This is a genomic window from Streptomyces sp. UC4497, assembly GCF_054871485.1.
This window is the reverse complement of record NZ_JBTYHB010000005.1, coordinates 82,050-94,889: the sequence shown is the minus strand read 5'-3', so window position 1 is coordinate 94,889 and position 12,840 is coordinate 82,050. Positions and strand designations below refer to the sequence as shown.

The 12,840-nt window shown below is 70.7% G+C and carries 12 protein-coding genes; 8 read left to right on the top strand and 4 right to left on the bottom strand.

Going from position 1 to position 12,840, the window contains the following annotated elements; translation table 11 throughout:
• The first annotated feature begins 138 nt into the window (after window positions 1-138).
• Window positions 139-1,260: a serine hydrolase domain-containing protein gene (locus ACYSUO_RS09285; protein ID WP_461775575.1), complete on the top strand. Its 1,122-nt coding sequence runs from the start codon at window positions 139-141 to the stop codon at window positions 1,258-1,260.
• A 110-nt stretch (window positions 1,261-1,370) separates the two neighbouring features.
• Window positions 1,371-2,696, top strand: coding sequence for a deoxyguanosinetriphosphate triphosphohydrolase family protein (locus ACYSUO_RS09280; protein WP_461775574.1), 1,326 nt, complete (start codon window positions 1,371-1,373; stop codon window positions 2,694-2,696).
• Window positions 2,697-2,745: 49 nt separating this feature from the next.
• Here the strand turns inward: ACYSUO_RS09280 and ACYSUO_RS09275 are convergent, their stop codons facing one another.
• Complete coding sequence (locus ACYSUO_RS09275; protein WP_461775573.1) at window positions 2,746-3,372, bottom strand: TetR/AcrR family transcriptional regulator; 627 nt, start codon at window positions 3,370-3,372, stop codon at window positions 2,746-2,748.
• Window positions 3,373-3,507: 135 nt separating this feature from the next.
• Here ACYSUO_RS09275 and ACYSUO_RS09270 point away from each other — a divergent pair, with 135 nt between their 5' ends.
• The 5 genes from ACYSUO_RS09270 to ACYSUO_RS09250 all read left to right on the top strand — a co-directional run bounded on the left by ACYSUO_RS09270 (window position 3,508) and on the right by ACYSUO_RS09250 (window position 8,321).
• Window positions 3,508-4,050 (top strand): MaoC family dehydratase, encoded by a 543-nt coding sequence (locus ACYSUO_RS09270; protein ID WP_461775572.1) that lies wholly within the window; start codon window positions 3,508-3,510, stop codon window positions 4,048-4,050.
• 69 nt (window positions 4,051-4,119) lie between these two features.
• Window positions 4,120-4,374 carry a hypothetical protein gene (locus tag ACYSUO_RS09265; RefSeq protein WP_461775571.1) on the top strand — a complete coding sequence of 85 codons (255 nt, stop codon included), beginning with the start codon at window positions 4,120-4,122 and terminating at the stop codon, window positions 4,372-4,374.
• Window positions 4,371-5,228 (top strand): alpha/beta fold hydrolase, encoded by an 858-nt coding sequence (locus tag ACYSUO_RS09260; RefSeq protein WP_461775570.1) that lies wholly within the window; start codon window positions 4,371-4,373, stop codon window positions 5,226-5,228. The genes ACYSUO_RS09265 and ACYSUO_RS09260 overlap by 4 nt, the downstream gene beginning before the upstream one ends.
• A 76-nt stretch (window positions 5,229-5,304) precedes the next feature.
• A complete protein-coding gene (locus ACYSUO_RS09255; RefSeq protein ID WP_461775569.1) occupies window positions 5,305-6,972 on the top strand; it encodes an AMP-binding protein in 1,668 nt (555 codons plus the stop codon).
• The gene (locus tag ACYSUO_RS09250) at window positions 6,969-8,321 is read left to right on the top strand and encodes an MFS transporter (RefSeq protein WP_461775568.1); all 1,353 of its coding nucleotides are present in this window, start codon (window positions 6,969-6,971) and stop codon (window positions 8,319-8,321) included. The genes ACYSUO_RS09255 and ACYSUO_RS09250 overlap by 4 nt, the downstream gene beginning before the upstream one ends.
• A gap of 73 nt (window positions 8,322-8,394) precedes the next feature.
• On the opposite strand, the gene ACYSUO_RS09245 is transcribed toward ACYSUO_RS09250, so the two are convergent.
• Both ACYSUO_RS09245 and aac(6') read right to left on the bottom strand, forming a co-directional pair.
• Entirely contained in the window at window positions 8,395-9,228 is an 834-nt protein-coding gene (locus ACYSUO_RS09245) for a PIG-L family deacetylase (RefSeq protein ID WP_461775567.1), read from the bottom strand.
• A 687-nt stretch (window positions 9,229-9,915) separates the two neighbouring features.
• Window positions 9,916-10,389 carry an aminoglycoside 6'-N-acetyltransferase gene (gene aac(6'), locus ACYSUO_RS09240; protein WP_461775566.1) on the bottom strand — a complete coding sequence of 158 codons (474 nt, stop codon included), beginning with the start codon at window positions 10,387-10,389 and terminating at the stop codon, window positions 9,916-9,918.
• Between the two features lie 57 nt (window positions 10,390-10,446).
• Here aac(6') and ACYSUO_RS09235 point away from each other — a divergent pair, with 57 nt between their 5' ends.
• Window positions 10,447-11,670 carry a macrolide family glycosyltransferase gene (locus tag ACYSUO_RS09235; protein WP_461775565.1) on the top strand — a complete coding sequence of 408 codons (1,224 nt, stop codon included), beginning with the start codon at window positions 10,447-10,449 and terminating at the stop codon, window positions 11,668-11,670.
• 17 nt (window positions 11,671-11,687) lie between these two features.
• On the opposite strand, the gene ACYSUO_RS09230 is transcribed toward ACYSUO_RS09235, so the two are convergent.
• Window positions 11,688-12,833 carry an Ig-like domain-containing protein gene (locus ACYSUO_RS09230; protein ID WP_461775564.1) on the bottom strand — a complete coding sequence of 382 codons (1,146 nt, stop codon included), beginning with the start codon at window positions 12,831-12,833 and terminating at the stop codon, window positions 11,688-11,690.
• Window positions 12,834-12,840 lie beyond the last annotated feature (7 nt).

Genomic DNA, 12,840 nt, shown 5'->3' with positions numbered 1-12,840 from the left:
GTTCGCAGCGGGCGACACGACGAACTACCGCACCACACAGGTCAGTTGGAGTGCGATGCGATCGGCTTCGTTGGCGGTGGGCCGCGGGTTGTCGCGCGAGACGACGCCACCGCCCACACACTCGAAAGAGAGATCGCCGTGCCGGAGACCTCCACCACGCCCGAGTCCGCTGCCGCCGACCGCCCCGAACTGCGCAAGATCCTCCAGGGGATGGTCGACTCGGGGTTCCTCGGTGTCACGCTGCGGGTCAACACCGCCGAGGGTGAGTGGACCGGCGCCGCCGGTCTGGCCGAACGGGAGGGCAGTGTCCCGCCGCCGATCGACGGCCACATCCGGGTTGGCAGCAACACCAAGACGTTCACCGCCGCGCTGGCGCTGCTCCTAGTCGCGGAAGGTGTGCTGGAACTGGACGCCCCGGTGGCGAAGACCCTCACCGGCTACGAGCTGGACGAGCGGATCACCCTGCGGATGCTGCTCCAGCACACCAGTGGTGTCTTCAACTTCACCGGAGAGACCTACGAGGACGGCACCTTCGTGGCCGGCGTCCCCTTCCAGGGCAAGGAGTGGGTGGAAGGCCGGTTCACGTCCTACGCGCCGGAGGAGCTGGCGCGGCTGGCACTGTCCAAGCCCGCCCGGTTCGAGCCGGGGGCGGACTGGAGCTACGCCAACACCAACTACACCCTGGTCCGGCTGCTGATCGCGAAGGCCACCGGGCGCCCGTTCGCGGACGAGATGCGGCGGCTGGTGCTCGACCCGCTGGAGCTCACCGGCACCTCCGTCCCCGAGGGGGCGACCGATCTGCCCGAGCCGCACGCCCACGCCTACTACCGGTACGAGGACGGCGGCGAGGAGCGGATCGCCGACGTCACCCGCCAGGACCCGTCCTGGATCTCCACTGGCGGTGACATGGTCTCCACCACCGCCGACCTGCGCACCTTCATCACGGCACTGGTGACAGGACGGCTGGTGCCCGCCGAACTGCTGGCGGAGATGCTCACCACCCACCCGAAGGCGGGGTACGGGCTGGGGGTCTTCGTCCAGGAGCCCGTGCCGGGTGTGCAGGTGGTCACCCACAATGGCGGCATCGCGGGCCACGGCGCGCTGATGTTCGCCACCAAGGACGGTGCCACCGTGCTCACCGTCGGCTTCAACTACACCGACGACAAGGACCTGTCGATGAGCGGGCCCTTCCAGAAGGCCGTCGGGGACCTGCTTCCCGCGATCTTCGGCGGCGGCGAGGCCACCGAGACCCAGGCCTGAACCGTTCGGAACGCGTCCTGGCGTCCACCGCCCGCGTCCTGGAGATCGACCGAACGCGTCCTAGCGTCGGTCGAACGCCAGGACGCGTTCCCGGCCAGTACCATCTCGCCATGCGACCTGCCCACTACACCGATGATGACCTGGAGCAGCACTCCCTCCGTCGACGCGTCGCGGACGACGGACAGCGGTCGGGGTTCGAGCACGATGTGGACCGCATCCTGTACTCGACGCAGTGGCGGGCGCTCGCGGGCAAGAGCCAGGTCGTCGCCAGCAGCGAACTCGGGGCGTACCACACGCGGCTCACCCACTCGATGAAGGTCGCGCAGCTGGGGCGGCGCATGGCCGAACGTCTGGAGCGGCGCTACGGCGGACCGAACCCGGCCCTGGTCGAGGCCGCCTGCATGGCGCACGACATCGGGCACCCGCCGTTCGGCCACGCCGGAGAGACGGCGCTGCGCGCGACGATGGACGAGCTGCACGCCGGGCACGGCGTCCTCGACAGCTTCGAGGGCAACGCGCAGACCCTCCACATCCTCACCTTCCTCGCCGCGCACAAGTACGCGGGCCATCGCGGCCTGCACCTGTCCCGGGCCTGCCTGGACGCGGCCACGAAGTACCCCTGGGAGCGTGCCGCGCGCGACGTCGACCCCGCGCGGCACGCCAAATGGGGTGTCTACGCGATCGACCGGGAGGCGTTCCGGTGGGTGCGGGCGGGCCGGGACGACGACGCGGTGCCGGTCGAGGAGCAGGTGATGGACTGGGCCGACGATGTCACCTACGCCTGCCACGACGTGGAGGACTTCTATCGCGCGGGGCTGATCCCGCTGGCCTCGCTGTTCCCGGCGCCCGGGGCCGCAGGCGGCGACACCGAGCGCGAGACGCAGCGCTTCCTGGATTACGTGGCGGCCAAGCGCCACCGCGAGGGCGCCGACTTCGACCGCGACGAGGCGGTCCACATCCTGGCCGACATCGCAAAGGCGCTGTCGATCGCCAAGCCGTACGGGGGCCGCCACGAGGACGACGTCGCCCTCAACGCCCGTACCGCCAAGCTGATCGACCACTTCACCCGCGACATCGACCTGGAGGTCGGCGGCGCGGCCGCGATCCGGTACGGCGCCCGCCTCGTCGTCCCCACCGAGCGTCGGACGGCCTGCGAGCTGCTCAAGGAACTGGTCTGGTGCTACGTCATCGACCGCCCGGCCCTGGCCACCCAGCAGCACGGCAAGCGCCGCATCGTCTCCCAACTGCTGCGCTGGACCCACGAATCCCCGCACCTGCTGCCCACCGACCGCGCCGAGGAACTCGCCCTCCACGGCGACCCGCTGCGTGCCGCCGCCGACCACGTAGCGTCCTTGACGGAGGGTCAGGCCGTCGCCCTGCACCGCCGGTTGTCAGGCGTCGGCCTCGGTTCCGTGACCGACGGCGACTGGCTCTGAGCCGTAGCGCGGGTCAACTCCGTGCCGTGAGTCAGGTCCGTACCGCGGTTCAGCTGCCGCCGGCCCCGTACTCCAGGAGCGCCAAGGCGTAGCGGGCGTGCTGGTCGCACAGGTCCTGCTTGGTCAGCCGTCCCTCCGGGCGGTACCACGTGGCGATGGTGGAGCACATCGCGAGGATGCTGCGCGCCGCGTCCTGCGGATACGGGGTGGTGAAGACGCCCGACGCGGCGCCCGCGGCGACCAACTCCTCGAAGATCTCCTGGTTGCGATCGCGCTCGACGACCACCTGGGCCCGCTCCTCGCCCTCCAGGTGGCGCACCTCGCTCAGCGCGATGAGCATGGCGGTCTGGTAGTCCGCCACGAAACTGACGTAAGCCCTTACGGCCGCGCCCAGTTGGTCGGCCACATCCTTGCCCGCGGTGTCCACCGCCGATGTCACCTGCGCGGACAGCACCGCGTTGGCGCGGTTCAGGAGCTCCGCGAGAAGGCGGGCCTTGGAGGGGAAGTAGTTGTAGAGGTTGGACAGGCTGGTGCCCGAGGCGCGGGCGATGTCCCGCATCGAGGCACCGTTGAAGCCACGCTCCGCGTACAGCTGCAGGGCGGCGCGGAGGATGGCCGCCTCATTGCCCCGCCCGGAGTCGCTGATCAGGTCCAGTACGGGAGAACGATCGTTCATGCGGGGAGGCTACGGGCCCCTCCGGGAATGGTCAACGCACCTATTGACGGGTGGGCTTGAGCGCTGCTTCTCTACGCATGAACGTTCGTTCTTGCCGGCCGGATGAGGGATGGGTGAGGCTGGATGGAGTCACGCGTGGCAGCATCGCAATCGGCGGCCCGAACGCGGACGCTGTACTTCGAGGACTTCCGCCCCGGACAGCGCTGGACCAGCACCGCACGCCGGATCACCCCCGAGGACCTCGCGGCGTTCACCGAACTCAGCGGCGACCGGCACCCGTTGCACACCGACCCCGAGTGGGCGGCGCGGACCCGCTTCGAACGGCCGGTCCTGCATGGCCCGTTCGGTATCGCCGCCTTCCTGGGTTTCCTCCACGACATGGGCCTCGCGGGGGAATCCGTCATCGCCCTGCTCGACACCAACTGGCGCTACCTGAAGCCCTCGTACGTCGGTGACACCCTCCAGTGCACCCTCACCATCACGCGCTGCCGCCGCACGTCCGACCCGCACCAGGGCGTGGTCCATCGGCACGTGGTCCTCGAGAACCAGCGGGGCGAACGCGTCCAGGAGGGCACCAGCGCGGTCCTGGTGCACGCCCGCGGCACCGGGCCCGACCCGGCATCCCTCGCGCCCGGAACCGTGGAGTGGGGGAGCGCTCTCGCGGAACTCCTCGCCTAGGATGAGCAGTTCACCGCCGCGACCGCCACATGGGACGGCGCCATCGGCCTCAGGGCGGGAGACAGCGAGGTGCAGCTGCGCGTCTACCTCGGCCGCATCATCGACGTCGCCCGCCGCACCCCGCACGGGCCGACCTTCACCCTCGCCGCCGACGAGCTGACCTGGGCCGAACTGCTCACCGGAGAACGCAACGACCTGGTCGCGCGCATGATGCGCGGGCAGTTCCACGCGGCCGGCGACGCCTATGAGTACCTGCGCCTGACCAAGGTCCTGCACCTCATCACGGACGCGGCACGGACACTGGCCGAGGAGGCGCGCGCATGACCCGCATCCGGCACGAAGCCCGCTACCTGGAGATCGACGGATCGCTCGGCTACGTCGAGCAGGCGTACGCCGAGGAGGATTGCGACGAGCGGTCGGCGGATGGCGCCCCGGTGCTCTGCCTGCACACCGCCGGGCAGAGCGGTGTGCAGTGGCGCCGCACCATTGAGGAGCTCGCCGCGCTCGGCTATCGCGTGATCATCCCGGACCTGCCCGGCCACGGCCGCTCCGAGCCCGCCCCCACCGGCCCGGTCGAGGACCTGGCCCAGTACGCGCAATGGTGTCAACGGCTCATCACCGCACTTGAGTTGGAGCGTCCGTACGTCGTCGGGTGTTCCATCGGCGGCAAGATCGCCCTCGAACTGGCGGTACGTGCGGGGGACGAGCTGGCGGGTGCCGTCGCCCTGGCCGCCGAGGCCGGTCCCGGCCGCGTCAACGTGGCAGGGCTCCGCCGGGAAATGCAGGATCTGGCCGCACCCAGCCGCTCCGACCGGACCTACCTCGGCACCCTCGCCGTCGTCGGCTCCGCCGTGCCGCCCGCCACGGCCGAACTCATCGCCACCATGCACCGCCGCGAGGATCCCGCCGTCTCCAACGCCGACCTGATCGGCTGGGGCACGCACGACGTACGGGACGCACTCGCAGCCGTGGCCTGCCCGGTTCAACTGGTCGCGGGCCAGGACGACTTGTGGCTCGACCTCGAACAGGTGCGGCGGACCGCCGAGGCGCTGCCGCACGGGCAGTACGCGCTGCTCCCGGGTGTCGGCCACTACCCGATGGAGGAGATCGACGGCTTCGCGGGCCTCCTCGACGGCTGGCTGAAGCGGCTGTCCGGGGACCGCGCCGCGGTCGGCTGAGCCCTACCCCGCACCCTGCCGGACTCTTCGACCACGGGAACACCGTTTCGCCCACCCGCACGGTGAAAGGACTCCGATGACCACCCTCACCGACCTCCTGTCCGGACTCGTGGACCGCGACCCCGACGCCGTACTCGCCATCGACGCGGGGGCCGACGGCGAGCGGGCGGCCGTCACCCGCCGGGAGTTCCTGCTGAGCGCCGCCCGGCTCCGTACGGAACTCGCCGACGTCGGTGTCGGCCGGGGCGACTGCGTGGCGGTCTGGCTGCCGAACTGGTCGTCCGCACTGGCCTGGCAGTTCGCCGCAGCCAGCCTCGGAGCCCACGTCATCGGGGTCAACACCCGTTACAACGTGGACGAGTTGGTGCACGTACTGGACCGCGCCCGCCCCAAGGTGCTCGCCCTCGCGCACGACTTCCACGGCCTCGATCTGGTCGGCATCCTCCGCCGCGCCCTGCCCCGCACCACCGCGCCCACCCCCGTGGTCGCCGTCGTCCCGGGCCCGGCCATCGACCCGCCGGCCGACCCCTCCGCGTACGACATGGGAGCCGGCGCCTGGACACCCCGTGCCGCCGGAGACACCAATGCGGCGCCCACGCACACTGAAGACACCCTTGCCCACACCGGACACACCACCGCCGCGCCCGCGCACACCGGGGACGAGCTCACCGTCGCCTTCACCACCTCCGGCTCCACGGGCCGACCCAAGCTCGCCGCGCACCGCGAGTCCGCCGTCGTCGCCCACGCGGAGGCCGACGCCCGAGCCCTCGGCATCGAGGACGGCGACGTCGTCGGCTGCATCCTCCCGCTCTCCGGCACCTTCGGCTTCACCACCGCCATGGCCGCGATCGCCGGCGGCGCCGCCTGCCTCCTCGAACCGGTCTTCCAGGAGGACACGGCCCTCGCCGGTCTCGCCCGGCACGGGGTGACCCATCTCGTGGGCGGTGACGACATGGTCTCGCGGATCGTCGAGGCATGGCGTCGCGCACCGCGGGACCTGTCCACCCTGCGCTGGCTCGGCATGGCCGACTTCCTCGGTCGTACGCGTGACATCGCGGCATGGGCGCAGAAGGAGTTCGGGACGCACACCTCCGGTGTGTACGGCTCCTCGGAGGTGTTCGCCCTCGCCCTGTGCTGGCCGCCCGGCGAACCCGCGCCGCGCCGCTGGGTCGGCGGCGGCCATCCGGTGTCACCGGACATCGCCGTACGGGTCGTCGACCCGGAGACGGACGACCCCGTACGGCCGGGCGCCCAGGGCGAGTTGCAGCTGCGCGGCCCCAACGTGGTCGATGCCTACCTCGGTGACCCGGAGGCCGCCGAGCGTGCCTTCACCGCCGACGGATGGTTCCGCACCGGGGACCTGGCGACACTCGCGGAGGACGGGGCCGTCGAGTACGTGTGCCGGATGGGCGACGTGCTGCGGCTGCGCGGCTTCCTCGTCGATCCGGCGGAGATCGAGCAGCGTCTTGCCGCGCACACCGCCGTACGGACCGCGAAGGTCGTCGGCGCGCGTGGCGAGGACGGTGCCCCGCAGGCTGTCGCCTTCGTCGTTCTGGACACACCCACCGGGCCCGAGGGGCTCCGTGAGTGGTGTGCGGAGGGCCTGGCCCGCTTCAAGGTTCCGGCGGCCGTGCACGTACTGGACCGCATGCCCACCACCTCGGGCACGAACGGCACCAAGATCCGGGCCGCCGCGCTCCGCGAACAAGCCCAGCAGCTCCTGACAGGAGGCGAACAGCGGTGACCAGCAACGGAATGCGCAGACTCGCGGGCGCGGCCGTCCTCTCCACGGCGCTGGAGTGGTTCGACTTCCTCATCTATGCCACCGCAGCGGCACTCGTCCTCGGCGACCTTTTCTTCCCGTCCTTCAGCGACATCGCCGGAACCCTGGCCTCGTTCGCCACCTTCGCCGTGGGCTTCGTCGCGCGGCCGCTCGGCGGGATCGTCGCGGGCCACCTCGGCGACCGGTTCGGGCGCAAACCGCCGCTGGTGGGGGCGCTCGTGGTGATGGGTGTCGCGACGTTCGGCGTCGGGGTGCTCCCCACGTACGCCACCGTCGGCATCTGGGCACCCGTCCTGCTCGTGTTCCTCCGCCTGATCCAGGGGCTCGGCGTCGGCGCCCAGTGGGGCGGCGCCGCGCTGCTCCTCACCGAGCACGCGCCCGTGGAACGGCGCGGCTTCTACGGCAGTCTCGTCCAGACCGGCGCCATCATCGGAGCGGTCGCGGGCAACGCCGTCTTCCTTCTGCTCACGGCGACCCTGTCCGAGTCGGCGTTCACCAGCTGGGGCTGGCGGATCCCCTTCGTCACCGGCCTCGCCCTGGTCGCCGTCGGCCTCTACGTCCAGCTGAAGATCGAGGACTCGCCGGTCTTCCGGGCCATGCGCGACCGATCGGCCCAGGCCGAGCACGCCGCCGGGGCCCGGAAGTCCCCGCTGCGCCAGGCCGTACGGCACCACTGGCGGGCCATCCTCCAGGCGTCCGGCGCCTTCTTCGTCGTGAACGCCACGTTCTACATCCTGATCAGCGGCATGCTCGACTACGGCACCACCCACGCCGGGCTCTCCCGCACCACCACGCTGCTCTGCGTCCTCGGCGCGGGCGCCACGCAGATCGTCACCATCCCGTTCTTCGGGGCCCTCTCCGACCGCTGGTCCCGCCGCAAGCTCTACCTCACGGGCGCGGTGCTCATGGGCCTCTTCGCCTTCCCCCTGTTCTGGCTGATCGACACGGGATCGGCGCCGCTGACCTTCCTGTCCCTGCTGATCGGCTTCACGATCCACGCCACCATGTACGGGCCGCAGGCCGCCCTGTACGCCGAGATGTTCCCCGCGGAGGTGCGCTACTCGGGCGCGTCCCTCGGCTATCAGACCGCCTCGGTGCTCGCCGGGGGTCTCGCCCCGTTCCTGATGACCGCGATGCTGGCCGCGACGGGCTCGTCCTGGTCGGTCTCCGCGTACATCCTCCTGCTCTCCGTCCTGACCTTCATCGCGGTCTACACGATCCGGGAGTCCTTCCGCCGCGATCTGTACGCGGCGGGGACCCGCGAAGGGGCGGAGGCGTCCGGGCAGGTGGCGGAGCCGTCCGGGAGCTGAGGACGGCGGTCCGGGCGACGCCTTCGGGCTCCGCCCGGACGGGAGTGCGGCTGGGAGCCGATGACCTCGTGGCTCAGCGCAGCCCGGCGAAGAGGTCCTTCTCGGGGAGGGGCGCCCCGGTGGTGTCCTTGACGCGGACGAAGGTCTCCAGGCCCATCAGCTCGCCGAATCGCTCCTTGCCCATCTTGAGGAAGAAGATGTTCTCGCCCTGGCTGGCGTGTGCGGCCAGGGAGTCGAACTTCTGGTCGCTGAACGCGGTGGTGTCCACCCACGTCGTGATCTCGTCGTCGGGGAGGCCGATGTCGGCCAGCGCCGCGGCCTCGGCCGGGTCCGGCTCCGGCATGTCCTCGTTGAACTCGCGCATGATCTCGCCGAACCGCTGCATCCCCGAGTGGGGCATCGTCGTCCAGTACACCTTCGGTGTCAGGTCGGTCATCTCCACCGCGGCCATCGTGATGCGGTGGGCCTGAATGTGGTCGGGGTGGCCGTAGAAACCGTTCTCGTCATAGGTGACGACCACATCGGGGCGGTAGTGGCGCATGAGCTCCGCGAGACGCGCGGCGCCCTCCTCCACGGGGGTCTGCCAGAACGATCCGGGCGCGTCATTGCTCGGCCAGCCGATCATCCCGGAGTCGGCGTAGTCCAGCGTCTCCAGGTCGCTGATCTTCAGGACCTCGCAGCTCGTCTCGAGTTCCTGGCGGCGCATCTTGGCGACGGCCGCCGGATCGTGTCCGGGTTCGCCGGGCTTCACGCCTCCCGGCCCGTCACCGCAACCGCCGTCGGTACAGGTCACGAGCACCGTGCGGATGCCTTCCGCCGCATATCGCGCGAGGACCCCTCCGGTGCTGGTGGCCTCGTCGTCGGGGTGGGCGTGCACGGCCATGAGCGTCAAGGGTCGTTCGGTCATGAAAGGGGCCTCCTGCGAAAACATGTCTGGTAGGAGGGTGCGGCGGCAGTCGTGCCGCGCCCTCGGCAGATGCAACCGCCCGGGGCGGGTCGGCTGTTCCCGGCGTGACCGATTTGTCCCCGACCGGTTGTTTCATTTGTCCCTGACCGGTTGTTTCAGCTGTCCCAGCGGAGCTTTCGCCCGCGCCGTATCATCCCTCCCGTGGCAAGGGGGAAGCGGCTGATCGCCGTGGCGGTACTGGCTGCGGGTGCCGCAGTGCTGGGTGGGGTGTGGGGGCGGCGCGTGGCGCGGCACCGGCAGTTCCGGTTCCTGGACACGGGGCAGGTGCATCGGTACCTCGCTCAGGGTGATGCTGTCGCCGCTGTCCTCCGGGATCCGGTTCGCCCTGGTGGACGAGCGGGTCGCCGCGGTCCGCGTCGCCTGGACGCTTCCCTACGCCGCGCTCGCGCCGTTCTGGTGGCCGGCCGTGGCCGTCGCCCTCGCGCTGGTCCTTCTCGGTCCCAGGGGCGGCGCGGGGCCGACGACTTCTGCCTCGCCTGCGAAGCGGCCGTGGACCTCCAACTCCGCCGCCTGCACACGTGGTGGGCGTGCCCCTCCCGCACAGGCGCGTCACCGTGACCGAGGGGCGCGAGATCGACCGCATCCTGGCGAAGGGCGCGTACCTGCCGCTGCCCAGGACCGAGCCGGTCAGGTCAGCTCCTCGGCAAGAAGATCCATGAGCAGCCCGTCCTCCCAGACGCCCGTCCGATGGTTGCGCCAGTACGCCCGCATGACCCCCACGGGCTTGAAGCCGACCTTGCGGTAACTGCGGATCGCGACGGTGTTCGCCGCGGCGGGATCGATCGTCAGCCGGTGATGACCGCGCTCCCGCACCAGCCACCCGGCCAGCGTGCGCACCGCGTCGGTCCCCAGCCCCTTCCCGTGCTGCCGCGCCGTCAGAAAGACGTCGATGCCGGCGCGCCGGAACTCCGGGTCGTCCTCTTCGTCGAACTGGATCGCGCCGATGACTTCTCCCTCGTGGACGACGACGAGCATGTCCTCGTAGGCGTCCGGAGGCGACCACCACGCCGCGACCTCCGGTTCGCGCACGATCCCGGCGAGGATCTCGATCTCGTGGTCGGCCACTGATCGCAGAAGAACCTTGTCCCCGTTCAACTCCATGCCGTTCATCATCCCTTGAGGCGGGGCCGGCGGACCGCGGTGTCTATGGTCGATTCCATGACCACTCTGCTGATCGCGGGCATGCCGGCCGCGGGCCACGTCATCCCCACCCTCCCCGTCGTCACCGAACTCGTCGGCGCCGGAGTCGACGTCGTGTACCTGTGCGACGCCGAATTCGAGGACCGCATCCGGGCCACGGGCGCGGGATTCGTGCCCTACCCCGAGGGCGTGCTGACATCCCGTGACATCGCGGAGGCCACCAGGGCCGGCAGCAGTGTGGGGGTGGTGGTGAAGGTGCTGAGGGCGTGTTCGGCGCTCGTCCCGTTCGTCGTCGAACAGGCGAGAGCGCTGGGCCCGACCGCCCTGATGCACGACTCGAACGCGCTCTGGGGGCGGCTGGCCGCCACCACCCTGGGCCTGCCCACGGTGTCCTTCATGACGACGTTCCTCGTCGGGGCCGGCGCGGTGAAGGCCCTCACCGTCCGGGAGAACGTGACGGCCATCGGTCCGACCCTGCGCGACATGCCCGCCGCGCTGCGGGCCCGGCGCGCGCTGGTCAAGGAGTTCGGAACGGCCGCCGTCCCGCCCTCGCCGATGCTGCCGCTGCGCGGCGACCTCACGCTCTTCCCGATCCCCGAGGAACTCCAGTCACCCGACCCGCGCCTGGACTCCAGCTGCCGCTTCACCGGCCCGACCACCACCCCGGACGCCGTATCCACACCACTGGACCCCGAACTCTCCGCCCATCTCTCGGGCGGGCAGCCGGTCGTCCTGGTATCGCTGGGAACGCTGCACGACGGCGGCGCGTCCTTCTTCCGCACCTGCTGCGCCGCGCTCGGAGACCTCCCGGTCCGCGTGGTCCTCGCCACCGGCAGCGCGGTCGACCCAGCCGACCTGGGAACCACACCGCCGAACACCCTCGCCCGCCGTACGGTCCCTCAACTCGCGGTCCTGCGCGAGGCGTCGGTGTTCGTCACCCACGGCGGCATGAACAGCGCGCTCGAGTCCCTCCACTGCGGGGTGCCTCTGGTGGTCGTCCCGCAACAGGTGGAGCAACTGCTGATCGCACGGGCGGTGGCGGAGCGCGGCGCGGCGGTGGTCCTCCGCCAGAGCCTCTCCCACCGCCCCGTACCGACCGCCGCGCTGCGGGCGTCGGTGGAGCGGGTGTTGGGGGACGCGGGGATGGCGGGGGCGGCGGCCGGGATGGGGCGGCGGTTCCATGCGGAGGGAGGGGCGGGGAGGGCGGCGGAGTTGATCCAAGGGGTGGTGGACGGTGGCTGAGGTAGGCGGTCGCCGCGTCACACGTGGGCGTCCACGGCCTCAGTGGTGAAGGTGACCGTGGTGCGTTCGGATTCGACGCCGTGGGCGTTCGTCGCGAAGGTCCTCAGCGTGTGCCGGCCCGTGGGCCAGGCGGTGTCGCGCTTCCATGCCCAGGTGCCGTCGGCGCCGACGCCGGTCTTGCCTACGTAGCGGCCGTTTTCCCAGAACTGCACCGTGACGGCCTCGCGGGCCGTGCCCATGAAGTTCACGGTCTCGCCGGACGCGAGAGTCGTCACCACCGGCGGAGACACCCAGGTGCCGGGAGCGGCGGTGGCTTCGAGGTGGGCGTCGAGGGCTGTGCGGTCGGCCGCGGGGTCCTCGTATCCGTTGCGTACGAAGCCGATGCGCGGGGCGATGCCGTCGATGAGGAGGTTGAGGATGCCGATGATGACGGGGACGTTGCGGCCGGCGACTCGCGTGTGGTCGGGCACGAAGGGCGAGTCCGTGAAGATGAAGTTGAAGTTGTCGTAGCCGTCGAAATGCAGCAGATGGGGCCTGATCTGGGAGGCGTACTGCGCATCGGCGGGGGAGGACAGCAGATAGATGTTCGCGCCGCGATGGAGCTCCGCTCCGACCAGATCCGGCAGGCGCGCGTCGAGCTCCCGCACGTCGCCCTCGCCGAAGTCGTCGCCCATCATGGCGCGGGCGGTGCGGGGGTGCACCTCCCGTACGTACGTCCCGATCGAGAACTGCGGCGCGGCGGCCACGATGTTCTTGAAGCCGTACGCCAACCCGTAGTGGAGCGCCGCGCTCGCGCCCTTTGAACTGCCCAGTAGCGTGCAGCCGTCGCGGGTGAGCCCCAAGGCGTCGAGGAAGCGGTCGACGGTGGCGAGGACGGAACGTTCGACGGCGAAGTCTCCGTTCCCGCACAGGTAGTAGCTGTTGTGGCCGTCGAAGCGGTCGCGGATCCACAGGACATTGGCGCGCAGGTTGTCCAGGACACCGTTGGACCAGCCGTAGTCCTGCGGGGCGTCGAAGTTGGCGAAGACGACGACGAGGTGCCGGTTGCCGTTTCGAGCCGGACGGAACCGGTACTCGACGGGGAGTTCCCCCGAGGTGTCGGTGCCGGTGAACAGGCGGCGGCCCTGGGAGGTCATGGACGTCATCGGGGGCGTGGTGGCCATCGTGCGG

What these genes read in the sequence shown, in the direction of transcription:
- ACYSUO_RS09230 (WP_461775564.1), bottom strand. Translation starts at nt 12,833, where the DNA reads ATGGCCACCACGCCCCCGATGACGTCCATGACCTCCCAGGGCCGCCGC.
- ACYSUO_RS09275 (WP_461775573.1), bottom strand. Translation starts at nt 3,372, where the DNA reads ATGAACGATCGTTCTCCCGTACTGGACCTGATCAGCGACTCCGGGCGG.
- ACYSUO_RS09245 (WP_461775567.1), bottom strand. Translation starts at nt 9,228, where the DNA reads ATGACCGAACGACCCTTGACGCTCATGGCCGTGCACGCCCACCCCGAC.
- ACYSUO_RS09255 (WP_461775569.1), top strand. Translation starts at nt 5,305, where the DNA reads ATGACCACCCTCACCGACCTCCTGTCCGGACTCGTGGACCGCGACCCC.
- ACYSUO_RS09235 (WP_461775565.1), top strand. Translation starts at nt 10,447, where the DNA reads ATGACCACTCTGCTGATCGCGGGCATGCCGGCCGCGGGCCACGTCATC.
- ACYSUO_RS09280 (WP_461775574.1), top strand. Translation starts at nt 1,371, where the DNA reads ATGCGACCTGCCCACTACACCGATGATGACCTGGAGCAGCACTCCCTC.
- ACYSUO_RS09260 (WP_461775570.1), top strand. Translation starts at nt 4,371, where the DNA reads ATGACCCGCATCCGGCACGAAGCCCGCTACCTGGAGATCGACGGATCG.